The organism is Legionella sp. PC997 (genome assembly GCF_014109825.1).
Classification (GTDB): Bacteria; Pseudomonadota; Gammaproteobacteria; order Legionellales; family Legionellaceae; genus Legionella.
In genome coordinates this window covers 831992-855091 of sequence record NZ_CP059576.1, presented here as the reverse complement: position 1 = coordinate 855091, position 23100 = coordinate 831992, and the positions used below count along the sequence as shown (strand labels likewise).

Here is a 23100-nt window from a genome sequence, read left to right as displayed (position 1 = left end):
ATTAACTCAAAATACAAGGATTGTACTCATGCGCTTAAAAAATAAAGTAGCAATAATTACAGGGGCCGCCAGCGGCATAGGTAAAGAAATCGCTCTAGTCTATGCAAAAGAAGGTGCTAAAGTTGCCATTGCAGATCTAAATCTGGAACAAGCCAATCTTGCAGCAGAAGAAATAAAATCTAAAGGTGGAGAAGCCATGGCTGTTGCCATGAATGTCACGGATGAAAACCAAGTGGATAAAGGCGTAGATGAAGTTGCTAAATACTTTGGTGGGGTTGACGTTATGGTCAGCAACGCAGGAATTCAAATCATCAGTCCTGTGGAACAACTCTCGTTTTCTGATTGGAAAAAGTTAATATCAATCCAATTGGATGGAGCCTTTTTAACAACACGAGCAGCCCTAAGACACATGTATGACTCTGGAAAAGGGGGAAGCATTATTTATATGGGTTCAGTCCATTCCAAAGAAGCCTCTAAATTAAAAGCACCTTATGTGACTGCAAAACATGGTTTGCTAGGTTTGTGTAAAGTGGTAGCCAAAGAAGGGGCCGCCCATAATGTTAGAGCGAATGTGATTTGCCCAGGATTTGTACGTACACCACTCGTCGATAAACAAATTCCTGAACAAGCTAAAGAATTAGGAATTACCGAAGAACAAGTTATTAAGAACGTAATGCTTAAATATACAGTGGATGGAGAATTCACTACCACGGATGACGTAGCACAAACCGCGTTATTTTTTGCTTCTTTTGAATCAAATGCCTTGACCGGTCAGTCGCTGATTGTTAGTCATGGATGGTTCATGGAGTAAGGCCTATGGCGCAAACAAAAAAAGTTACAACGCACCATCATGTTGCTTGTTGTTTTCAGGGTGGAGGCGCTTTAGGGGCCTATCAAGTAGGGGTTTTGCGTGCTTTGGATGAAGCAGGCTACTATCCAAGCTGGTTCGCAGGCACCTCAATCGGCGCGATTAATGCGGCAATTGCCGCAGGCAATCCACCCAAAATACGGGTTGAAAAAATGTATCAATTTTGGGAGACCATAGCTACCCCCTCTTTTCTCGAGAGTAGGCTGCTTCCCGATGATGTTGCAAGTCGAAAAATCGAACATTTTCTATCCGCCCAAACTGCATTAATTATGGGACAACCCGGATTTTTTTCCCCCCGTTTTCCCCCCCTGCTTATGGGATATTACGATACACCCGATACCATAAGTTTTTACGACACCAAGAGTTTAAGATCGACTCTGGAACAATTTATTGATTTTGATCGACTCAATAACTCCAATGAGACCCGCATAAGCCTTGGTGCCGTTGAAATTTGCTCAGGCGAAATGGTTTATTTTGATTCACAAAATACAAAAATTGGTCCTGAGCATATTATGGCCAGTGGGGCATTGCCTCCTGGTTTTCCAGCGGTTGAAATTGAAGGGAAATACTACTGGGATGGTGGAATATCCAGTAACTCTCCAGCAACGTACATCTTATCTGTCAATCAATGCCCTCGTCATTTACTGTGTTTTGCAATTCATTTATTTGACTCCTATGGCTTATACCCAACGTCCTTGGATGCCGTAATGAAGCGTCGAAAGGATATAGAGTATTCCAGCCGTTTTGCACAAGCCGTAGAAATGTACCAACAAATACATGCATTAAAAAATACCATTCACGTGCTTTCACGTTATATTCCTGAATCGGAAAAAGGGAATCCAGAACTTAAACTGTGCATGGCCCGTGGACATCAATCTACCATTTCTTTGGTTCGCTTTTTATATGAACATGATGAGACTGAGTTTTCTTCGAAAGATTATGAATTTTCAAAAAAGAGTATCCTGGAACGCATACAAAATGGGTACAAGGATGGAAGAAAAGCTGTCAAAAAATCTCCCTGGGACCAAAAAATACCCGATACAAACGGCATTGCTGTATATGACATGTCGCCAAATAAACATTTAAAAGAGGAGTCTGAAAAATGAATGAAGCAGAGGTAATCAAACAAGCATTTGCCATGCCACTCATCAGTCCATGTTATCCTCGTGGTCCTTACCGTTTTATCAATAGGGAATTTTTAATTATTACCTATGAAACGGATATAGAGCTGCTCCGTGAAGTGGTTCCAGAACCATTAGAAGTAGTAGAACCTTTAGTTAAGTTCGAATTTATTCGCATGCCTGACTCAACAGGATTTGGGGACTATACCGAATCAGGCCAAGTTATCCCAGTCAGCTATAAAGGGAAAAAAGGAAATTATACGCATGCTATGTTTTTAGACGATCTTCCTCCTATTGCTGGCGGTCGAGAAATTTGGGGATTTCCCAAAAAGCTGGCCCAACCTAAATTGGAAGTAGTTCATGAAACGTTGTTGGGTACTTTAGAATATGGACCTTGTCGAATTGCTACAGCAACTATGGGTTATAAATACGAAGCACTGGACGTAAAAAAAGTGGCTGAATCACTCGCCACGCCCAATTACTTGCTTAAAATCATTCCTCATGTGGATGGGACTGTTCGAGTTTGTGAGCTCGTTGAATACTACCTGGAAAATGTCGTCATCAAAGGTGCATGGAAAGGACCAGCTCAATTGGAAATGAAACATCACGCCTTGGCACCAGTAGCAAACTTGCCAGTAAAACGCATAGTAAATGGAGTACATTTATTAACGGATCTCACTTTACCTTATGGTCGTGTAGTGCACGATTACCTTAAATAAAGAATACGGAAGATTCAAAAGGATTTGGAGATCGTTTAAAAATGTTAATTCTAATTGGCTATGTTGTCATATTACTTTGTGTTTTTGGGGGATTTGCTTTGGGTGGAGGCCACCTGGCTGCAGTGTTTCAACCTATTGAGTTGCTTATTATAGGTGGTGCAGCCATAGGCTCACTGATTGTTGGGAATAGTGCTGCAATATTAAAATCATTGTTGAAAGCGCTACCTAAGGTTTTTCGGGGAGAAAAATCTATTAAGGATACTTCCAGTAATTTACTAAGCCTATTATACACTCTACTGAATAAGGCACGCCAACAAGGATTAATGTCTTTAGAAACTGATATTGAAGCCCCCAAAGAAAGCGCGATTTTCAATGCCTACCCTTCAATAATGAAAAACCACCATATTATTGAATTCATTTGTGATTATTTAAGATTAATCATCACTTCAAACCTCCAACCTTTTCAGCTGGAGGCTTTAATTGATATGGAAATTGAATCGCATCATGAAGAAGAAATGATTCCTGCTAATGCCCTATCCAAACTTGCTGATGCTATGCCCGCTTTTGGTATCGTTGCGGCTGTTCTGGGTGTAGTACATACCATGGAATCTATAAACTTGCCTCCTCCAGAATTAGGAGTTCTCATTGCCCATGCGCTTGTAGGTACTTTTTTAGGTATTTTAATCGGCTATGGATTTGTTGGTCCCGTAGCCTCAGCAATGGAGCATCAGGCCAATCAGGAGCAATTGATGCTGCAGTGTATCAAAGCTACAATTTTGGCGAGTTTACACAACAATCCACCTATTATTGCCGTTGAATTTGGACGTAAAGTATTGTTTTCCGCACAACGCCCCTCCTTTACCCAACTCAATGAAGAAATCAAAAATTTTAAGCCGGCAGCATCCTCATCCAATTCAGAGGAAAGTTCTTCTGCAGAACCCACTCCGGGCTAATGAGGTTAGAACATGAATGACAGCAATAAAGGAAAATCTAGCACAGCCCCTATAATTCGAAAGGTAAAAAAAAATCAACATAAGCATCACGGAGGATCGTGGAAAATTGCTTTTGCTGATTTTGTAACCGCAATGATGGCCTTCTTCTTGTTAATGTGGTTGATTGCTTCTCTAAATAAAGCGCAAAAAGACGGTATTTCCGAGTACTTTAAACAACCACTGAAAATCACTTTTTTTGGTGGAGAGAACGTGGGTAATCAGCAACTTAATCTTAAAGGGGGCGGACCTAAAGTAAAAGATACTAATGGTCAGGTTTCAACCACAGATCACCCCTCTGCTCCGAATAAAAAAGCCCAAGATATTCAAATAATTCAATCCACCGAATCTGAAACCCAAAAACTTGAAGAGTTAAAGTCAAAAATTAATTTAAGCATCAAAGAAGATCCTTCTCTTGCTGGTTTAAAAAATCAATTAATTATGGAAGTCGTAAAAAATGGCTTGCGCATTCAATTAATCGATAATCAAAATAAACCTATGTTTGATGTGGGTTCAGATAAACTAAATCCAGGCATGGAGCATGTCTTTATTCAAATCGCAAAACTACTGAATAACGTCCCCAATAAAATTACCATTGAAGGGCACACCGATGCCCATCCCTACCACAATCCTGATGAATTAGAATACACTAACTGGGAATTGTCAGCCCAAAGAGCCAATGCCGCCCGACGCGCGTTGGTTAAAGCAGGTTTCAATCCTGATAGAGTTTTACGTGTGTCAGGATTTTCATCCACTGTGCCTCTTAATTTAAAAGATCCCTACAGTCCTGAAAACAGACGCATTAGCATTATTGTCATGAAAAAAAGTGCCGAAAAGAAAGTGATAAAGAATAAGTAAACCCTTGGCGCCAGATAAAAGAAGTGAAACCGAAGATCCGGGCTCCGCTTTGCTGAACCCGGGTCATGAATAGATTTAGCCAACAGACGCGTTCAACATCCAGCGTGCTTTTTCATGGGCCCCAATACGCTCACTGAGCAACGCAACGGTCCCTTCATCATCATGTTCCTGTGCGAGTTTCACTGCGGCGTTTAAATCTTTGACCAAACTTCCATGATCTTGAGCCAGCTCACTTACCATGTGATTCGCATCAATATTCGAGTCACCGTCTTTAATTGTTTTTAATTGATTCAATGCTGTAAAAGTAGCTGGGGCTTTATGTCCTAGAATTAAAATTCGCTCTGCAATTTCATCCACCGCCTCTGCCAATGCCTTATATTGCATTTCAAATAATTCATGCAAACTTTTAAACTGCGCTCCCTTAACATGCCAGTGATAATTTTGAGTTTTAAGATACAAAGCATAGGTATCTGCTAAAACCACTTCCAACTTTTTAATCATTGCTCCCATCATGGCTCCTGACTTTATTATTTCTTCCTCATTTTGGATGATACACGGTAAAAATTCCATTATTTTCAAATAAAAAAAACCCGCCATAAAGGCGGGTTTTCAAAGGATAGAAATGGAGAGAGGCTTACATCATGCCGCCCATGCCTCCCATACCACCCATTCCACCCATGCCGCCCATATCAGCAGCACCTTCATCTTTCTTCGGTAAATCAGCAACCATACACTCAGTAGTCAACATCAAACTTGCTACAGAAGCAGCATTTTGTAGTGCCATACGAGTTACTTTAGTTGGATCTAAAATACCCATGTCAACCATGTCACCAAAATCACCAGTCGCAGCATTGAAACCATAGTTGTCTTTGTTTTCAGCTACTTTGTTTACAACTACTGAAGCTTCATAACCAGCGTTTGATACGATCTGGCGCATAGGTGCTTCAATAGCACGACGTAGGATGTTGATACCCATGTTTTGATCGTCATTGTCGCCTTTTAAAGAATCCAGAGCTTTTTGTGCACGGATTAAAGCAACACCACCACCCGCTACGATACCTTCTTCTACAGCAGCACGAGTAGCGTGTAATGCATCTTCAACACGAGCTTTCTTCTCTTTCATTTCTACTTCAGTAGCAGCACCAACTTTGATAACCGCAACACCGCCAGAAAGTTTAGCAACACGCTCTTGTAATTTCTCACGATCGTAATCAGAAGTAGTTTCTTCGATTTGAGCACGAATTTGAGCGATACGCGCATTGATTTCAGCCGCTTTACCTTCGCCATCAATAATCGTAGTATTTTCTTTGGTTACTACGACACGTTTTGCAGTACCTAAATCTTCCAAAGTAGCAGCTTCTAAGCTCTTACCAATTTCTTCAGAAATTACTTCACCATGAGTCAGAATTGCGATGTCTTGCAACATTGCTTTGCGACGATCACCAAAACCAGGAGCTTTAACAGCACATACTTTAACAATACCACGCATGTTGTTAACTACTAGAGTAGCTAAGGCTTCGCCTTCAACATCTTCAGCAATGATCAACAATGGACGACCTGATTTAGCAACGCCTTCCAATACAGACAACATGTCACGAATACTGGAGATTTTCTTGTCAACCAACAGAATGAATGGATGCTCAAGTTCACAAGTCATGTTTTGTTGATTGTTGATGAAGTATGGAGAAATATAACCACGATCAAACTGCATTCCTTCAACAACAGATAATTCATTTTCAAGGCTGTTACCGTCTTCAACAGTAATAACACCCTCTTTACCAACTTTATCCATTGCACTCGCGATGATAGCGCCAATTGCTTCATCAGAGTTAGCAGAAATGGTACCTACTTGGGCAATTGCTTTGTTGTCTTTGCAAGGTTTAGACATTGCTTGCAATTTTTTAGTAATTGCTGTAACTGCTTTGTCAATTCCGCGCTTCAAATCCATAGGATTCATGCCAGCAGCAATTGCTTTATAACCTTCAACCACAATCGAACGAGCCAATACAGTAGCGGTAGTAGTACCGTCTCCAGCAGTATCAGAAGTTTTAGAAGCAACTTCTTTAACCATTTGCGCGCCCATGTTCATGAAGCGTTGGTCGAATTCGATTTCTTTAGCAACAGATACACCGTCTTTAGTAACAGTTGGAGCACCATAAGCTTTTTCTAATACCACATTACGACCACGTGGGCCCATTGTTACTTGCACTGCATCAGCTAATGCATTAACACCAGCGAGCATTTGTAAACGCGCATCGTCACCAAAACGTAATTCTTTAGCCATTATCTCTCTCTCCTAATGAATCGATTACTTCTCAATTACACCCATGATGTCGTCTTCACGCATCACAACCAGTTCTTTACCGTCGATTTTCACTTCGGTCCCTGAGTATTTGCCGAACAGGACAACATCACCCACTTTTACTGCCAACGCACGGACATCACCGTTGTCCAGGATTTTACCAGCACCAACAGCAATGATTTCACCACGCATTGGTTTTTCAGTGGCGCTATCTGGAATAACAATACCACCAGCTGTAGTACGTTCTTCTTCCAGACGACGAACAACAACTCGATCGTGTAAAGGACGAATTTTCATGCTTCTATCTCCTGATTAATTAAACTTAAAAGTCAATTTGTAATGTCACTGACAGTCATATGGGGACAAGTAAATAAGTTTCAAGGGTTAAAATAAAAAAATTTTAGTATTTATTTTTATTCACACTACGGGATGTTCTGATATAGTAACCTATATATCTATTTTAAGCTCCGAATTATAAAGGTTTTCAGATGAGAAAATGGTTTTTATTGTTATTTTGCTGCATAACTACATTTGCTCTCCATGCAAACCCACTTCCGGCTGCTGAAGTATTTCATGTGAATGCAAACAAGATTGATCCTAATACATTTGCAATAAATTTCCAGATCAAACCCCATTATTTTCTTTATAGCGATCGCATTAAATTAACAACGGAAAAAAATGGCACAGTTCATTTAGGAACCCTGCGTTTCCCCCCCCCGGAGAAAAAAATAGATAAATTAGGACATGAGTTTTCTGTCTATCGGAATCAAGTCACTATTCCCGTTGGAATTTTAGGGAATAAGCCAGGAGATGCCTTAATTGATTTACATTATCAGGGATGTTCTGATGATGGTTTTTGTTATGCTCCGGAAACTAAGAAAATTCAATTGTCCATAGATAATGATTTGGCTTTAGCACACGTGAATTTGGAGCCACTCCCAGATATTGTGCCCGAAGTTACTGAAGAATCACAAAATGATGGGGTGACCAAAATCTTTTTGAGCCACAATTGGTTCCTAATTCTCTTCTCTTTTTATGGATTTGGTTTACTTTTATCATTCACACCATGCATTCTACCTATGGTTCCGGTTTTATCAGGAATTATTGTAGGTCATGGTAAAGAAATTACCACAAGAAAAGCATTTTTTCTTTCGCTAAGCTACGTACTTAGCATGTCGATTACCTATTCAATCATTGGGGCTGTAGTGGCTTTGCTAGGAGCCAACTTGCAAATTAGCATGCAATCACCTTGGGCTTTGGGAGTATTTAGCCTGATTTTTGTTCTGCTGGCTTTATCCATGTTTGGATTTTATGAATTTAAGCTACCCCATTCTTGGCAAGCGAAAATACACGGCTCCAGTAATCAAAGGGGCGGGCACTATATTGGGGCCGCAATTATGGGGTGTTTATCCACTCTGATTCTCTCGCCTTGTGTAACTGCGCCACTGATTGGAGTATTAACCTATATTGCTCAAACCGGGAATGTTCTTCTAGGATGTCTGACTTTATTTGTCTTAAGTTTGGGAATGGGCACTCCACTTCTTCTCATTGGGACTTCTGCTGGCAGATGGTTACCTGAAACTGGCGACTGGATGAATACCATCAAATCCCTATTTGGCATTATTTTTATTGCCGTTGCCATTACCCTCATCGCTCGAATAGCTCCCCCATTGATCAGCATGCTCCTTTGGGCAAGCTTACTCATTTTTTCAGGGATTTACAGTGGTGCCCTCACCTATTCTGTGACTCATCGCGAAAAATTTAATCAGGGTATAGGGCTCATTCTCCTCGTCTATGGGTTCTTGATTTTAGTGGGTGCCAGTATGGGTGCCACAAATCCATTACAACCTTTAACCATACAATCCGCGATCGCTGCCCCCATTAAACTACAGCAGGATCAGAGCTTGACCACGATAAAACAAGCAATAGCGGATGCCTATGGCAAACCCGTGATGCTGGATTTTTATGCGGATTGGTGCACTTCATGTAAAGTAATGGAAACAACTACATTCAAAGATCCTCAGGTGCAAAAAGAATTAACTCGCTTTACGGTAATAAAAATAGATGTCACCGCAAACAATGCCGAAAATAAAGCTCTACTCAACCACTTTCATGTGGTAGCACCTCCAACTTTTATTTTTTTAGATGCCAAAGGTAAAGAGCTTAATAGTCTTACAGTGGTGGGTGAAGTTTCAGCAAATAAGTTTTTAAACATCTTAAATCAAATAGAATAATCCTAAGGATTACCTTAATCTCTTTGAAGATAACAATGCATTTTTTCATAATTATTCAGCTTTAAAGTGGATTATTCCTGTCACAGCTGCTCAACAGACGCTAGTAATTCCGCAAATCTTCCCAAAATTAACGATGCTCATAAATAACACATTTACAAATATAAATGGATACTGTGATTATTGTTTTACTTAAGTGATTTTAAGTTGACCGTCTTTTTTTATGGACTATAGTTATATAGGCAATAAGAAACCTGAGGGGCGGAATTCCGTCTAAGGAACAGATTATGGATAATCAACTGATTGTAAAAAAAGAAGTTTCTGCAGCAATTCCTTCAAAATATGGGGATTTTGAGCTTTCACTCTTTACTACAAATCAAGATGATAAAGAGCATCTATTACTCACCTATGGTGCAGTACATAACGAAGATAATATTTTAGTTCGAATTCATTCCGAATGTATGACAGGCGATATTTTAGGCTCCTTACGCTGTGATTGTGGTGAGCAATTACAATTGAGTATGAGTCAAATTGCTATTGAAGGTCGGGGAATTATTATTTACCTTCGCCAAGAAGGACGGGGAATTGGATTAATCGATAAATTACGCACTTATAACTTACAAGATCAAGGTAAGGATACAGTGGATGCGAATTTAGCATTAGGTCATGGAGGAGATGAGCGTTCTTATGAAGTGGCCGCTCAAATTTTAAAAGAATTACAAATCAAATCGCTTCGTTTGCTTACTAATAATCCTAAAAAAATTGAAGCGCTCAATCAGTATCAATTAAATGTCACCTCAAGAGTCCCTATCAAAGGTTCTATACACCATCATAATGCATTTTATCTGTTGACTAAAACCCAAAAAATGAACCATGTTTTTGAAGAGGAAGATCTTAAAGAGTTATATGAAAAATGTTCTTCTTTCTTTAAAAAGAAAAAACCTTTAGTCACCTTGGCTTATGCACAAAGCTTGGATGGCTCCATTTCATTTCACCGCAAAAAAAGACTCATGTTGAGCTCTCAAGAATCTCTAGTAATGACGCACAAATTGCGCTCTGAAAATGATGCCATTTTGGTTGGAGTGGGAACCATTATTGCAGATGATCCTCTTCTAACCGTACGACATTATAAAGGGAATAATCCACAAGTTGTTATATTAGACAGTAAACTGCGCATTCCTTTAACTGCACGGGTTTTGAAAAACTCAAAACCTCCTATAATTTTCACTACCGATCAAGCGGATCCGGAAAAACAAAAATTACTCACTGAAATGAATGCGACGGTCGTGCAAGTTGGTGCAACAAGTGAAGGTCGAACAGATTTAAACCAAACTTTAGAAAAGTTATTTACTTTGGGTATTAAGACAGTAATGGTGGAAGGCGGAAGAGGCATTATCACCAATTTTCTTAATGAAAACCATGTCGACAAAGTAATTATAACGGTAGCTCCCATTTTCGTTGGCGGAGTTTCGGTGTTATCGAAAGAAATAAAGGAACACGTAGGCTTTCCTCAACTAAAAAACGTACTTCAATATAAACTCGGCAAGGATATTATTATCATGGCTGATATAGAAAGGAATCTACATTGAAAAACCATGTATTGTATTTTAATAAACCTAACCAAGTTTCTGTCCTGGAAGAATCCATTCCCAGGCCAAAAACAGATGAAGTGTTAGTGCAAAATGTCTTGTCAGGCATCAGTGCAGGGACGGAAATGCTTTTTTATCGCGGTTTAATGCCCACCGACCTCTGCATTGATGCAAGCATTCCCTCGCTTAGGCACAAACTGAATTATCCATTTAAATATGGTTATTGTTCTGTGGGGAAAGTCATTGAGACAGGCAATAAAAAATTAAACCACTTATTAAATAAATGGGTTTTCGTCTTCAATCCGCATGAAAGTTATTTTTGCGCAAAGGAACAACATCTAATCCTTTTACCCGAGCATATATCGCCCTATGATGCTTTATTCCTACCCAATATGGAAACAGCAATCAACTTAGTATTAGATGGCTCTCCTTTGATTGGAGAAAATGTTCTCATTTTAGGGCTGGGTGTGGTAGGCATTCTTACTACTGCCTTACTGCAACAATTCCCCTTAACTACCCTTATAGGAATTGATTTATATGAAAAAAGAAGAACCTTATGTAAGGAGTTAGGGGCAGAATATGTTTTTGATGCCACACATCCAGATCTTAAGTTGCAATTTAATCAATACCTGGAACAGTCAAAACAGAACACGATAGATCTTATTTATGAATTGACCGGTAATCCGGATGCGCTCAATACTGCCATTGAGTTTGCAGCTTTTGAGGGACGCATCGTTCTAGGGTCGTGGTATGGCAGAAAATCATGTTCTATTGATTTAGGAGGTAAATTTCATCGAAATCGAATTAAAGTCATCGCCAGTCAAGTCAGTACCATTGCTTCTGAACTTCAAGGCAGATGGACTAAAGAGCGACGCATCGAAGTTGCATTTAACATGTTGGAAAAAATAAAACCGTCTCGTTTTATTTCGCATAACATTCATATTACGGAGGCAGATGCAGCGTATCAATTATTGGCTTCTAATCCAAAGGATACTTTATTTATCACTTTAACTTATGAGGTGTAAAAATGCATTGTCTAATGTTACGAAAAAATTTCATTGCCCAACATTTTTTAATCGGGAAAGATTTTGGGGCAGAAAATGAGAGACATTCTCACCATTATAGTTTCGAACTCGAAATTGAGGATACAAAACTGGATCAATACAATTTCCTGATTGATATTGTTGAAGTAAAAGCACGTATTGACCAATTAATATCCTATTTCCAGGATAAAACATTAAATGAGCTCCCTGAGTTTAAGAATCAAAATCCGAGTCTTGAATTGTTTTCTAAAATTCTCTGGCAAAAATTTAATCATCATTTTGAACTCCCAACGAGCAGCCAAATTACGGTGCGATTATGGGAAGATGAGATTGCTCAAGCCAGCTATCGAGAAGCAAAATGCGCGTAGGATTAATTGTATATGGGTCCCTAAATACCACTACGGGTGGCTATATTTATGACCATAAGTTAGTTGAATATCTACGTGCACAAGGAGTAATCGTTAAGGTTTTCTCCCAACAGCCAAAAGGTTTTTGGGGATTACTTAGCAATAATTTTTCAAAAAAACTCCTCAACGAAGTGATTGAGTTTTCTCCTGATGTTCTTCTAGAAGATGAAATGAATTTTAGTTCATTATTTATTTTGAATAACAAGCTAAAACAAATAAGGGATTTTCCGATTATAAGTATTGTGCATTTGTTACAAGCGAATGCATTACACCATTTTTGGACAAAATGGATAACCAAAAAAATCGAGCGTCTATACCTTAAGTCAGTCGATGGTTTTATTTTCAATAGTATTTCTACAGAACAATCCATCTACAAAATTATTGGAGCCCATCAAAATTCATTGATTGCTTACCCTGGTAAAGATCGACTGCAATTGGATATTAAAAAAAATAACATTAAATTTAAGTGTCAAAATAACAAATTCATGATTATTTTTGTTGGCAATTTATTATATAACAAGGGGCTGCATCTACTCCTTCAGGCCTTATCCGAAATAGATCACGACTTATGGCAATTATCCATCGTTGGTGATTTTAATTTTGATTTTAAGTATACCCAAAAAATCTTCACGATGATTCGCACCTTAAAACTAGAAGCAAATATCAAAATTCATGGCTTACTGGATATTGAACACTTGAAAAAGGAACTGCTCTCACAGCATGTATTGATTGTTCCTTCCTATTTTGAGAGTTATGGAATTGTTTATACCGAAGCAATGGGAGCAGGTATCCCCGTTATCGCAAGTAACACTGGAGGGGTTCCGGAAATTGTCCATGATAGGATTAATGGATTCTTGATCGAACCCGGAGATAGCACTATGCTTCGAGATTACATTATCAAATTAATTAAAGATCGAGACATGTTAATGGAAATGAGTATTTCTTCTCTTTCCACCTACGAGAACTTTCCTTCATGGAATGAAACCATGGCTAATGTGTATGCCTTTTTAAATCAAAATAAAAATCAAGTAAGTTCCATCAAAAAATGATTTAAATCAAAGAATCCTGTCGACAATAAGATGCATTAAGAGGTATAATTCGTTCACTTTTTTTACAGTTAGAGTTTTATGAATCATAAAGTAGGTTTTGTTAGCCTGGGTTGTCCCAAAGCATTAGTCGATTCAGAACGTATCATTACCCAACTGCGTGCACAAGGATATGAATTAGTATCCAGTTATCAAGATGCAGGAGTGGTAGTAATTAATACCTGTGGGTTTATTGATAGTGCGGTCAAAGAATCATTGGATACCATAAAAGAAGCAATGGCAGAAAATGGACGTGTTATTGTCACCGGTTGCTTAGGCGCTAAAGCGGAAATTATTAAAGAAGCTTGCCCTGATGTTTTGCACATTAGCGGTGCGCATGCCTATGAAGAAGTAATTAATGCAGTTCACCAGCATTTACCTCCGCCGGTGGATCCATTTACACAACTTATTCCGCCACAAGGGATTAAATTAACCCCCCGCCATTATGCTTACTTGAAAATATCTGAGGGATGCAATCAAAAATGTACCTTTTGCATTATCCCTACAATGCGTGGAAAGTTACAAAGTTACCCCATGGCCCAGGTTTTAACTGAAGCCCAAAAATTAAAAGATGCAGGGGTTAACGAAATTTTGGTGATTTCTCAGGATACTAGCGCCTATGGGGTAGATACACGCTATCAACCTGTCAGCTGGAAAAACAAAACAGTTAACACACGTTTTTATGATTTATGCGAACAATTAGGCGAGCTGGGTATTTGGGTTCGCCTGCATTATGTTTATCCTTATCCGCATGTAGATGAGATTATCCCTTTAATGCGTGATGGATTGATTCTCCCCTATTTGGATATTCCATTACAACATGCTAATTCACGGATACTCAAAGCAATGAAACGTCCTGCAAGCAGTGAAAACACTTTATTACGCATTGCTTCTTGGCGAGAAATTTGTCCAGATATCACTCTCCGCTCGACCTTTATCGTGGGTTTTCCTGGGGAAACAGAAGAGGAGTTTGAAGAACTACTCGACTTTCTTGAGGAAGCACAGTTGGATAGAGTAGGTTGTTTCAAATACTCTCCGGTGGAAGGAGCCAAGGCCAATGAATTAAGCGATCCAGTACCCGAAGAAATTAAAGAGGAACGTTATCATCGTTTTATGCAATTACAAGCAGAAATTAGTCGCAATAAACTGGAAAATAAAATAGGTAGCATCCAAACCGTCTTAATTGATGAGGTAGGTCAGGAACAAATTATCGCACGCAGCCAAAGTGATGCTCCGGAAATTGACGGTCTTGTTATCCTACCACCTACTCCGGGTATTAAAGCGGGCTCTTTTGCCGAGGTAGTTATCACAGATAGTGATGATTACGACCTTTATGCCGAATTCAACCACTAGCTTGAAGTAACCAGAGTGAAGGCGCAGCTATAACCTAGATTACTAATGCGAATCTCTCCTTTAATCACCGGGGTTCGCAGCGCGCCAACAGGCTACAGAGTGCGATTATAAATTTCTTTACACATTGCTAATATTTCATCCTGCAGGCTTTGGTCCTTTACACTGCCGGGACGCAGCAAATTTTGGTGCAGTAATTGATGGTGTTTCTTATATGCTTTTTTAAAGAAAGTGTACTGCTCTTTACTTAACGCACCTATTAAAAACAAATGATGTAATTGACTTAATGTATTAGTGTATCGAGCTGAAGAAGGCTCTCCTAGATGGAGTATTAAAAACTGAACTAAAAATTCCAGGTCCAACAAACCACCCGAAATAGCATTCCTATCTTGATGCTGTTCCATTTTGGATCTCATCGCCAATACATCATGCAGCAAAGTAGGCCTATCGCGTGCTAACAATAATACCGATTTTTTCAATTGCAGAAATGTATTCCTGATCCGGGTATTTCCTGTCAGAACACGCGCTTTTAGTAACGCCTGATGTTCCCATGTCCAAGCCTGATTTTTTTGATATGCCACAAAAGCATCAACGTGACTTACTAACAACCCCGCTGCACCAGAAGGTCTAAGACGTGTATCTACTGTATAAAGTACTCCAGACTGAGAACGTGTTGTTAGCATATGCAAAATTTTTTGAGTTAAACGAGTAATCAATCCCTCTTCTGCGGGTTTCGCTGAATGTAAAAAAACCAAATCCAAATCTGAAGCATAATTCATTTCACGACTTCCCAGCTTACCATACGCAATAATTACAAAATGTGATTTGGCTTGTTCCATCTCCGGATATCGTAAATCCAATTGTTCGCTTGCGATCACTAAAACCTGATTTACAATAACTTGTGCTACATCAGACAAAAATTGACCAATACGTACTGCATTACAAAAACCATATAGTTCAGCACGTGCAGCCATTAACCAATTGGTAAGTTTAAATTGGCGCAATAATTCCTCTTGCACTTCCACATCAGGATGATGAGCTAGTTTTTCTATCAATAGCCTTTGCAATTGATGCAAGGATTGAGGACGCCATTCTTGTCCTTGATCCAACAATACTTCCAACAAAAAGGGTTGGTTCACTAATAAAGAAGTGATAAACGGACTTTGGGCAAACCAAAACAACAATTCAGTTAAAACCTGAGGATTCTCGGTTAATAAAGCAAGATACGCACTACGACCAACAATATTTTCCAACAGGTGCATAACTTGTAATAAAACTTCATCCGTTTTTTCAACCTGAGTGAGTTCAGCAAGTAACATCACCATGAATCGGTCCAGACGCATGCGTGCGCCTTGGGTTAACCGACGGCAACGAGGACTATGACGAAAAGAATGGATCATTTGATAACAATGCGTCGCATCTTCAAAACCTAAGCTGGTTAACAAGTTAATTGCCATACTGGTTTCAACATGTCCTTGCCAAAGGCTGGATAATTGATTGGCTAAGAGTCTTTTCTCATCTTCATAATCTTTAACTTTACCAAGTACTGAATGGAATGCGTAACTTATAATACGCTGATATTTATGTAATTTATTAATTAAATCGTCCCAAGAAAGATATCCCATAGCGAGAGTAATTTGCTTTTGTTTCACCCGATCTTCGGGCAATGAATGAGTCTGCTGATCATTTAAACTTTGGAGGGTATTTTCGAGTTTTCGTAAAAAAAGATACGCTTGTTTTAAAGCGTCAGTATGGGGTAATAATTTTTCGTGCTTTAAAACAGCAAGTGCAGTCAAAGCATTTTGCTCTTGTAATTGCGGCAAACGACCACCCCGTATTAACTGAAAATTCTGGATAACAAACTCTACTTCCCTAATGCCACCTCGACCCCGTTTTATATCATCCAAACGTGGATTTAATTGAACTTCCCGCTCGATCATAGCCTTCATACTACGCAACGATTCAATAACGCTAAAATCCACATAGCGGCGATATACAAAAGGAACAATTAAACGCTGAAACCAGGGGACCTCATCTACGTTCTCAGTAATTACCCGAGTCTTAACCATAGCATATCGTTCCCAATCACGCCCTTGCTCTTGGTAATAAGTTTCCATTGCAGCCAAGCTTGAAACCAGGGGTCCACTGTCTCCATTGGGGCGTAATCTTAAATCGACCCGAAACACGAATCCATCTGCAGTTACATTTTGTAATGTTTGCACCAGTTGCTGAACCAATCGGCTAAAATAATGCTGATTATCAATATGCTCCTCACCATCGGTTTCTCCGACCATAGTATATGCGAAAATAAGATCCACATCAGAAGAATAATTTAACTCTCTTCCTCCCAGCTTTCCCATTGCCAGCGTGTATAACTCGACTTCATCTCCGGCATTATCCCGCGGAATACCATAACGTCCGGACAACTCGTGTTTGCAATAATCTATTGCGTGCAAAATAAGTGCATCGGCGCAATCAGACCAGGCGCAGAGAATTTGCTCTGTGTTTGCAATACCGGATAGTTCTAGAAGAAGTAAGCGTAAAAAATGAGTATTACGAAATTGACGCAAGGCTCGTAAATAAGAGGATTGCGGCTGTTGGAATGATATATTTTTTAAAGCATGAAAGTAGTCTTCACGTGACAGCAAAGAACAGCATTCATCTTCCATAAGTAATATTTTTAATAATTGAATCTGCCTTGATGCATAATCACTAATAAGAAGTAACTTAATGGCAATTTCACGCAAAGGATGGTGCAAATCTGAGAGATGTTTTTCAATGAACCATGCTTTTGCTTGCAATAACTCAGGAATTTCTATTTGCATAAATTTCTTATATTTCATTCCCAAAATTAATACTCTCGTTATAATATAACCTATAAAAATCAATAACAATTCATAGATTCAAAATGATTCGATTAATACTGATTGCATTTATTTGTTCTACTTCCTCGCTCTTTGCTCTGGGTGAACCTTTAAATGTAGGTATTGAGAGCTTTGATCCCCCATTTGTGATGCAAGGATCTCATAATGAAGCCTATGGTTTCGACGTTGATATGATGAATAGTCTATGCCAAATCATGAACCGGAAATGTGCCTTTCATGTGATGCGTTTTGCTCAATTAATCGATGCAGTTGCCAGCAAAAAATTAGATGTCGCAGTCAGTTCGATAACGATTACTCAGGATCGCGCTAAAATAGTCAATTTCAGTTTACCTTATTTACTCAGTTATTCGCGATTTTTAGAAAGAAAGTCTATTTCCAAAGAACCTTTTAATCTCGATTTGTTAAATACTAAAACCATAGGGCTCGAATCGGGGACCGTATTTTTAGACCAACTTTTAGAGATGGGGGTTAAAAATCCCAATATTAAGGAATATCCTGGCATTGAAGACCAATTATCAGCATTAGGCAGGGGCGATGTAGATATTATTTTGCTGGATAATGCAACGGCTGTTTATTGGGCATCGAATTCTGCAGATTCATTTAAATTAATAGGCCCACCCTACATGTACGGTCATGGCTATGGAATAGCCATCAATCCTGCTGATCCAGATTTATTAACCCAAATAAATCAAGCCCTCGTCCAATTTCAAAATTCTAAGGACTTTAAATTAAATTATGATAAATACCTTTTTGAATTTTAAGTGCACCGGAGAATGGGTATAATCTGAGAGGTTTAGTTCTTATGAAAGCCTGGATTAGATCCTGTGCTCTTTTTCCAGGCCTTGTTGGAAAATATTATTAATGTAACGTTTGTCCTTGAGTAAGACAACGTGTAATCACTTGTCGCGTTACAAAATCGCCCTGACTTAGTCCATACATTGAATTAAAATGCTTTGCTAAAGTAACGACCCAGGCGGATAAACGGAAACTCATTTTTTTTTCCGTTTGATCGACCACAATTTCAAAAAGACCTAATGAGTCACTTTCACGTTCACTCGCATATTCCTCCATAATCACACGGGCTGCTTGTAAATCTCTGTCTCTGGTAGGCCAGTTTTGATTCATATTATCCTCCCTAAAAAGCATGATTAGGTCTCTGTAATCTTGCATTATCTGAGATAATTTTCAAAAATTACAAGAGCAGAAATAGAAACATATTGTCTCATATTTTGACCAAATTTTCAAGCTGCAACGAGCCTTGCATCGGGTTGTTTAATTCACTAAAGACAATAAAATCCAACCCTCTTGATACAACATCGTAGAATGTTTTCTTAAGACAGCATATGATATAATACTTACCCAAATTAAAAAAACTACTCCTATGACTTATCATATCTTACCCTCGATTTTATCTGCGGATCTCATGTGTTTGGGCAATGAAGTAGAATCTGTAATGAATGCGGGAGCAGATTTTATTCATTTTGATGTCATGGATAATCATTATGTACCCAATCTAACATTTGGACCTGCCTTCTGTGAGGCGTTTCGCAAGCGTTTTCCGCAACTCCCCATTGATGTTCATCTGATGGTTGAACCTGTTGATGCTCTCATTGAATCGTTTGCAAATGCAGGCGCAAAAAGAATTAGTATTCATCCAGATGCCACCATACACCTTGATCGCAGTTTGAACCTTATAAAAGATTTAGGATGTGAAGCAGGTCTTGTATTAAATCCAGCTACACCCATTGAAATCTTGACCTGGTGTGCCTATAAATTAGACTTTGTCCTGATCATGACCGTAAATCCAGGCTTTGGGGGACAAAAAATGATAACTGAAATTATTGATAAAATCCCACAAATCCGGAAACTCTATCCTCAACTTGATCTGTGTGTCGATGGGGGAGTAAACATTGATAATATTGCTACTTTGGCGCGCGCGGGTGCAAACCAATTTGTAGCCGGTGCTGCAGTTTTCAAGAGCAAAAATTATAAAGAAACAATTGATGCCATGCGAAAACAATTAGCAAATATTCAAGAAATTAATTAAGACAGTTATGAAAAAAATTATTTTACTCCTATGTGGATTTTTTAGCTCTCAGGTTTGCCTTGCCCTCTCAGGGGAAGCCTATATGCAACGTTTCAATACCTATTTATCCTTCACCCAAAATCTTCCAAGCACAGCCACACCCAGCGCAACCTTTTTGGATTTTATTAGTGGTACAACTCCTTTATCCACAAAATTGCGTGAAAAGTGGCTGTATGAATTGGCTAAGAATAGAGATTGGATCCACTTTAGCCAATATTATCAACCCTCTAATGATTTGAATCTTGTTTGTTATGAACAAATTGCAAAATACAATACGGGTAAAGAACAAGAAGCCCTGAAAGAATCTATCCCTTTATGGCTGAGCGGTGATTCAAGACCCCCTTCTTGCAACAGTTTGTTTGATATTCTTCTTAAAGATAATAACTTTGATCAAAATTTAATTACCCAACGAATTGATTTGGCTTTAGATCAACGCAATATTCAATTAGCACGATATCTATTAAAACAATATAAAACACCTCATTTAGCTGAGTTAAATAATTTAAATGCCGTTTATCAAAATCCAGAGAACATTATTAAGTTACCTCCAGGTGGATTAAATAGCAGCATCTATCTTTATGGCCTTAAGCGTATGGTTTCAATTAATATGAATAAAGCGCTTAAATTATGGCAACAAAGTAAAACTCAAAAAATGCTAAGTTCTGCGCAGAACCAAGCATTTTTAGCCCATATTGCACTTTATAAGGCCATGAGAAATCATGAAGATGCCTTGCAATGGTTTACCAAAGTGAAACCAGAATACTACAATGATGTATTATTGGATTGGCAAATACGTTTTGCTTTAAAACGAAAAAACTGGCCTCAAGTCGCTGAATTAATTAATGATTCCAAACGGAAAAGTGAACCCTGTTGGCAGTACTGGTTAGCACGCTCCTTAGAAGAACAAGGAAAAAAAGTAGAGGCGCGAACTCTCTATGAGCCTTTAGCCAAAAACAGACAGTATTATGGTTTTCTAGCCAGTCTTCATCTTAATAAGAAACCTAGTTTTACCAATGAAACTCCGACCACAAACTTGGAGGTTTTGAAACCCTATCAGGCCTTTATAGATCAAATCGAAATGCTCTATACCAGCAAGCAAACGCTTCAAGCATCACGTTTGCTCAATGATTTCATTAGTGAATTACCTAAAGATGAGGCGAGTGCCTTGGTCTACTGGATCGATCAAAAACTCGAATGGCATGGTAAATCGGTCTATTTGAGCAATAACGAAACCTTAAATAACCAACTTTCGTTAAGGTTTCCGTTGGCTTATAAAAACAGCGTTTCGCTTTATTCTAAAAAATATGCGGTTGCACCGGAATTTATTTACGCAATTATTCGGCAGGAAAGTGGTTTTAGGGATGATGCAACTTCTTCGGTAGGTGCTCGAGGTCTAATGCAAGTCATGCCTTATACGGCGAGAGTGGTCTCAAAAGCTGACAAGATTCCTTATAATGATCAAAAGCAGTTGTTTCTATCTCAAAAGAATATCAATATTGGTGTAGCTTATTTAAAACAGCTTGCAAAGCGATTCGGTAATCACCCCATCCTCATGGCTGCAGCCTATAATGCAGGACCAAAACAAGTTGTTTATTGGTTAAAAACCCATCCTCCTAAAGAGATTGATGTTTGGATAGAGACCTTACCTTGGCAAGAAACGCGAAATTATTTAAAGAATATCATGGCGTTCTATATTGTTTATCAGTATCGCTTGGGCCAAAAACCTAATCTTGAGAATTTCCTAGAACCCTTATAACTGTCCACGCCCGGCTCCATAAAACAGGAACCGGGAGAACTAACAGATGCTCAGTATCTCAAATCACGTGTCGTTCGCCCCCGAAACGGAACTATTATTCAACATTTTGATCTATAATTATACAATATTAAGCAAAGAAGCTAATCCAATAGGCTTTAAAGGCAATGTCTTATGATAAAGAAACCCTGGATCGTTAGTCTCTTAGGGATAGCTTTTATTCTCACGGGTTGCGCTCCAACAGCCTATGTGGTTGGAACAACATATCAACCAATCCATTATACTTACGCTCCTGGGTATAATCCGCCACAAGTAGCTTACCCAGACGTGCCAGTAGATGCTGATACATCTCTGGACAGTCCTGAAATTATCCAACAAGAAACTGAACTTAATGCCATTAATGATGCTCTTGCCATAAAAGAAAAAGAAGATGAAGCTGCACGGCAGCAAGCAATTCAGTTGCAAATGAATGCTCTTCCAAAACTTCAATACCAGGAAAATTAAAGGATTGAATGGGGCATCAGACTTTCAATTAACCTCAAATTGGAAGTAAGTTGACCTGTGTTGAATTCAAATTTGATTTGTAAAGGAAAGCAAACAGCGGGGCTGTTTGCTCAGTAACATAGAGAGGGTGCGCAGATACTGGATGAAATAAGATGATCCTCTAGTAGTGCATTGAAGATTTGAATCTCTTTCGGGGAAACTTCCTCTTTGTTCGCTAATTCTAACATCATAGCTAATTCTTCCCTTTCGAAGTTGGTGATTAAAGGAAGACTACTTAAATGTTCAATAACTTCTTTTTGATTCAATATATTATTGGGCTGACCCATTGTTTGAAGGTTCGCGGCCCTTAACATATCTGCTTGTTGTAAATGTTTCATGAAATGGTATGCTCCGACCCCTAACTTGCTTATCCCTAATAAATCATAATCAGGTTCGATGAGTGATGCATTGTGGAATAACAAAATATTTTTCGCAAAAACATTAGCATTTTGTGGATTATTCTCAACCAACTCAAAATAGCCACACAAGGGATAATGTTCAGCTACAAGTTTTTTAGCCCCTTCATAAATTTTAGTGATATATTGTTCTTGTCTTAAAAAAATATCAACTGCATTTGAGTAATAGCTCTCATTCTCAAGCATTAAATTAAGTAGATCGAGTATGGTACTCATATGTTTGCTGGAAATCGAACTGGCACCAAGTCTTTCTACAAGACTTTCAACATTGTATGCATGTTCTTGAAGATTAATGAGTAATCTTGAAATTTCAAGTGATTGCTCTGGGTGAGTAAGCAACAATTTAAAAGTAGCTGAATCAAGTTGGCCTTGATGGTGAAGTTCTCGTGCACTTTGAGCTATATTTAAATCAAATCGCGCCGCATCAAATAAACAGGCCAATGAAATCGTTTGAGGATCAATCTCTAATTCCTTTATCAATCCTAACAAATTGACCGCTCCACCGACACTGCTAATATTCTTGGAAATGATGTCTGAAAGCTTATCAGTCATCGAAACGTTAGTTTGTTTAAACATCTTGAATAAAGAAATGAGACGATTACCATAGTTAGGATGGTCTGAAAGAAGTCTGAGCATTCCCTCATCAGGTTCCAAATTTAACCTTCTTAAACGGCTAACAAAATCGTTAACCGGCTCCTCCGCTTTTGCAGCATCATTTAGAGCTCTGAGCATTGTTTGAGTGCTTTTATTTCCCACTGGTCCGGGCTCTTGGCAATTGGTAGTATCAGCCATAACTGTCCTTAAATTGTTCTCTAAGGACAAAATATATCACATAACAGCAGTATTAAGCAAAAA

21 protein-coding genes are annotated in these 23100 nt (G+C 38.8%); 15 read left to right on the top strand and 6 right to left on the bottom strand.

Annotated elements, in window-relative coordinates; translation table 11 throughout:
* Nucleotides 1-28 precede the first annotated feature (28 nt).
* The 5 genes from HBNCFIEN_RS03565 to motB are packed head-to-tail and all read left to right on the top strand — an operon-like array spanning nt 29 to nt 4555.
* Complete coding sequence (locus HBNCFIEN_RS03565) at nt 29-811, top strand: 3-hydroxybutyrate dehydrogenase (protein ID WP_182392714.1); 783 nt, start codon at nt 29-31, stop codon at nt 809-811.
* 5 nt (nt 812-816) lie between these two features.
* Nucleotides 817-1974, top strand: coding sequence for a patatin-like phospholipase family protein (locus tag HBNCFIEN_RS03560; RefSeq protein WP_182392713.1), 1158 nt, complete (start codon nt 817-819; stop codon nt 1972-1974).
* Entirely contained in the window at nt 1971-2708 is a 738-nt protein-coding gene (locus HBNCFIEN_RS03555; protein ID WP_182392712.1) for an acetoacetate decarboxylase, read from the top strand. The genes HBNCFIEN_RS03560 and HBNCFIEN_RS03555 overlap by 4 nt, the downstream gene beginning before the upstream one ends.
* A 41-nt stretch (nt 2709-2749) precedes the next feature.
* The gene (gene motA, locus HBNCFIEN_RS03550) at nt 2750-3661 is read left to right on the top strand and encodes a flagellar motor stator protein MotA (RefSeq protein WP_182392711.1); all 912 of its coding nucleotides are present in this window, start codon (nt 2750-2752) and stop codon (nt 3659-3661) included.
* Nucleotides 3662-3673: 12 nt separating this feature from the next.
* On the top strand, nt 3674-4555 hold the full coding sequence (gene motB / locus HBNCFIEN_RS03545) for a flagellar motor protein MotB (protein WP_182392710.1): 882 nt from the start codon (nt 3674-3676) through the stop codon (nt 4553-4555).
* Nucleotides 4556-4630: 75 nt separating this feature from the next.
* On the opposite strand, the gene HBNCFIEN_RS03540 is transcribed toward motB, so the two are convergent.
* From HBNCFIEN_RS03540 to groES, 3 genes are all read right to left on the bottom strand, one after another.
* Nucleotides 4631-5065, bottom strand: coding sequence for a Dps family protein (locus HBNCFIEN_RS03540; RefSeq protein ID WP_182393594.1), 435 nt, complete (start codon nt 5063-5065; stop codon nt 4631-4633).
* Nucleotides 5066-5189: 124 nt separating this feature from the next.
* Nucleotides 5190-6839: a chaperonin GroEL gene (gene groL, locus HBNCFIEN_RS03535; RefSeq protein ID WP_182392709.1), complete on the bottom strand. Its 1650-nt coding sequence runs from the start codon at nt 6837-6839 to the stop codon at nt 5190-5192.
* Nucleotides 6840-6863: 24 nt separating this feature from the next.
* Complete coding sequence (gene groES, locus HBNCFIEN_RS03530) at nt 6864-7154, bottom strand: co-chaperone GroES (protein WP_182392708.1); 291 nt, start codon at nt 7152-7154, stop codon at nt 6864-6866.
* Between the two features lie 191 nt (nt 7155-7345).
* On the opposite strand from groES, the gene dsbD reads away from it, so the two are divergent.
* From dsbD to rimO, 6 genes are all read left to right on the top strand, one after another.
* The gene (gene dsbD, locus HBNCFIEN_RS03525) at nt 7346-9091 is read left to right on the top strand and encodes a protein-disulfide reductase DsbD (RefSeq protein WP_182392707.1); all 1746 of its coding nucleotides are present in this window, start codon (nt 7346-7348) and stop codon (nt 9089-9091) included.
* A 284-nt stretch (nt 9092-9375) separates the two neighbouring features.
* A complete protein-coding gene (gene ribA, locus HBNCFIEN_RS03520) occupies nt 9376-10677 on the top strand; it encodes a GTP cyclohydrolase II (protein ID WP_182392706.1) in 1302 nt (433 codons plus the stop codon).
* Complete coding sequence (locus HBNCFIEN_RS03515; RefSeq protein WP_182392705.1) at nt 10674-11702, top strand: zinc-binding alcohol dehydrogenase; 1029 nt, start codon at nt 10674-10676, stop codon at nt 11700-11702. The genes ribA and HBNCFIEN_RS03515 overlap by 4 nt, the downstream gene beginning before the upstream one ends.
* A gap of 14 nt (nt 11703-11716) precedes the next feature.
* Nucleotides 11717-12088 carry a 6-carboxytetrahydropterin synthase gene (locus tag HBNCFIEN_RS03510; RefSeq protein ID WP_255464324.1) on the top strand — a complete coding sequence of 124 codons (372 nt, stop codon included), beginning with the start codon at nt 11717-11719 and terminating at the stop codon, nt 12086-12088.
* Nucleotides 12079-13176: a glycosyltransferase family 4 protein gene (locus HBNCFIEN_RS03505; protein ID WP_182392703.1), complete on the top strand. Its 1098-nt coding sequence runs from the start codon at nt 12079-12081 to the stop codon at nt 13174-13176. The genes HBNCFIEN_RS03510 and HBNCFIEN_RS03505 overlap by 10 nt, the downstream gene beginning before the upstream one ends.
* 78 nt (nt 13177-13254) lie before the next feature.
* Nucleotides 13255-14565: a 30S ribosomal protein S12 methylthiotransferase RimO gene (gene rimO / locus HBNCFIEN_RS03500; protein ID WP_182392702.1), complete on the top strand. Its 1311-nt coding sequence runs from the start codon at nt 13255-13257 to the stop codon at nt 14563-14565.
* 92 nt (nt 14566-14657) lie between these two features.
* Here rimO and glnE read toward each other — a convergent pair whose 3' ends face one another.
* The gene (gene glnE, locus HBNCFIEN_RS03495; RefSeq protein WP_255464322.1) at nt 14658-17387 is read right to left on the bottom strand and encodes a bifunctional [glutamate--ammonia ligase]-adenylyl-L-tyrosine phosphorylase/[glutamate--ammonia-ligase] adenylyltransferase; all 2730 of its coding nucleotides are present in this window, start codon (nt 17385-17387) and stop codon (nt 14658-14660) included.
* Nucleotides 17388-17470: 83 nt separating this feature from the next.
* Here glnE and HBNCFIEN_RS03490 point away from each other — a divergent pair, with 83 nt between their 5' ends.
* Nucleotides 17471-18208: a transporter substrate-binding domain-containing protein gene (locus HBNCFIEN_RS03490; protein ID WP_182392700.1), complete on the top strand. Its 738-nt coding sequence runs from the start codon at nt 17471-17473 to the stop codon at nt 18206-18208.
* A 97-nt stretch (nt 18209-18305) separates the two neighbouring features.
* Here HBNCFIEN_RS03490 and HBNCFIEN_RS03485 read toward each other — a convergent pair whose 3' ends face one another.
* Nucleotides 18306-18572: a hypothetical protein gene (locus tag HBNCFIEN_RS03485; RefSeq protein WP_182392699.1), complete on the bottom strand. Its 267-nt coding sequence runs from the start codon at nt 18570-18572 to the stop codon at nt 18306-18308.
* Between the two features lie 256 nt (nt 18573-18828).
* Here HBNCFIEN_RS03485 and rpe point away from each other — a divergent pair, with 256 nt between their 5' ends.
* The 3 genes from rpe to HBNCFIEN_RS03470 all read left to right on the top strand — a co-directional run bounded on the left by rpe (nt 18829) and on the right by HBNCFIEN_RS03470 (nt 21790).
* Entirely contained in the window at nt 18829-19494 is a 666-nt protein-coding gene (gene rpe / locus HBNCFIEN_RS03480) for a ribulose-phosphate 3-epimerase (protein WP_182392698.1), read from the top strand.
* Between the two features lie 7 nt (nt 19495-19501).
* Nucleotides 19502-21289, top strand: a complete 1788-nt coding sequence (locus HBNCFIEN_RS03475; RefSeq protein ID WP_182392697.1) for a transglycosylase SLT domain-containing protein — start codon at nt 19502-19504, stop codon at nt 21287-21289.
* A 171-nt stretch (nt 21290-21460) separates the two neighbouring features.
* Nucleotides 21461-21790: a hypothetical protein gene (locus HBNCFIEN_RS03470; protein WP_182392696.1), complete on the top strand. Its 330-nt coding sequence runs from the start codon at nt 21461-21463 to the stop codon at nt 21788-21790.
* 110 nt (nt 21791-21900) lie between these two features.
* Here the strand turns inward: HBNCFIEN_RS03470 and HBNCFIEN_RS03465 are convergent, their stop codons facing one another.
* Nucleotides 21901-23037 (bottom strand): hypothetical protein, encoded by a 1137-nt coding sequence (locus HBNCFIEN_RS03465; protein ID WP_182392695.1) that lies wholly within the window; start codon nt 23035-23037, stop codon nt 21901-21903.
* Nucleotides 23038-23100 lie beyond the last annotated feature (63 nt).

Coding starts and splice junctions, on each gene's coding strand:
- HBNCFIEN_RS03565 (WP_182392714.1), top strand. CDS start 29: ATGCGCTTAAAAAATAAAGTAGCAATAATTACAGGGGCCGCCAGCGGC.
- HBNCFIEN_RS03560 (WP_182392713.1), top strand. CDS start 817: ATGGCGCAAACAAAAAAAGTTACAACGCACCATCATGTTGCTTGTTGT.
- HBNCFIEN_RS03555 (WP_182392712.1), top strand. CDS start 1,971: ATGAATGAAGCAGAGGTAATCAAACAAGCATTTGCCATGCCACTCATC.
- motA (WP_182392711.1), top strand. CDS start 2,750: ATGTTAATTCTAATTGGCTATGTTGTCATATTACTTTGTGTTTTTGGG.
- motB (WP_182392710.1), top strand. CDS start 3,674: ATGAATGACAGCAATAAAGGAAAATCTAGCACAGCCCCTATAATTCGA.
- HBNCFIEN_RS03540 (WP_182393594.1), bottom strand. CDS start 5,065: ATGGGAGCAATGATTAAAAAGTTGGAAGTGGTTTTAGCAGATACCTAT.
- groL (WP_182392709.1), bottom strand. CDS start 6,839: ATGGCTAAAGAATTACGTTTTGGTGACGATGCGCGTTTACAAATGCTC.
- groES (WP_182392708.1), bottom strand. CDS start 7,154: ATGAAAATTCGTCCTTTACACGATCGAGTTGTTGTTCGTCGTCTGGAA.
- dsbD (WP_182392707.1), top strand. CDS start 7,346: ATGAGAAAATGGTTTTTATTGTTATTTTGCTGCATAACTACATTTGCT.
- ribA (WP_182392706.1), top strand. CDS start 9,376: ATGGATAATCAACTGATTGTAAAAAAAGAAGTTTCTGCAGCAATTCCT.
- HBNCFIEN_RS03510 (WP_255464324.1), top strand. CDS start 11,717: ATGTTACGAAAAAATTTCATTGCCCAACATTTTTTAATCGGGAAAGAT.
- HBNCFIEN_RS03505 (WP_182392703.1), top strand. CDS start 12,079: ATGCGCGTAGGATTAATTGTATATGGGTCCCTAAATACCACTACGGGT.
- rimO (WP_182392702.1), top strand. CDS start 13,255: ATGAATCATAAAGTAGGTTTTGTTAGCCTGGGTTGTCCCAAAGCATTA.
- glnE (WP_255464322.1), bottom strand. CDS start 17,387: ATGCAAATAGAAATTCCTGAGTTATTGCAAGCAAAAGCATGGTTCATT.
- HBNCFIEN_RS03490 (WP_182392700.1), top strand. CDS start 17,471: ATGATTCGATTAATACTGATTGCATTTATTTGTTCTACTTCCTCGCTC.
- HBNCFIEN_RS03485 (WP_182392699.1), bottom strand. CDS start 18,572: ATGAATCAAAACTGGCCTACCAGAGACAGAGATTTACAAGCAGCCCGT.
- rpe (WP_182392698.1), top strand. CDS start 18,829: ATGACTTATCATATCTTACCCTCGATTTTATCTGCGGATCTCATGTGT.
- HBNCFIEN_RS03475 (WP_182392697.1), top strand. CDS start 19,502: ATGAAAAAAATTATTTTACTCCTATGTGGATTTTTTAGCTCTCAGGTT.
- HBNCFIEN_RS03470 (WP_182392696.1), top strand. CDS start 21,461: ATGATAAAGAAACCCTGGATCGTTAGTCTCTTAGGGATAGCTTTTATT.
- HBNCFIEN_RS03465 (WP_182392695.1), bottom strand. CDS start 23,037: ATGGCTGATACTACCAATTGCCAAGAGCCCGGACCAGTGGGAAATAAA.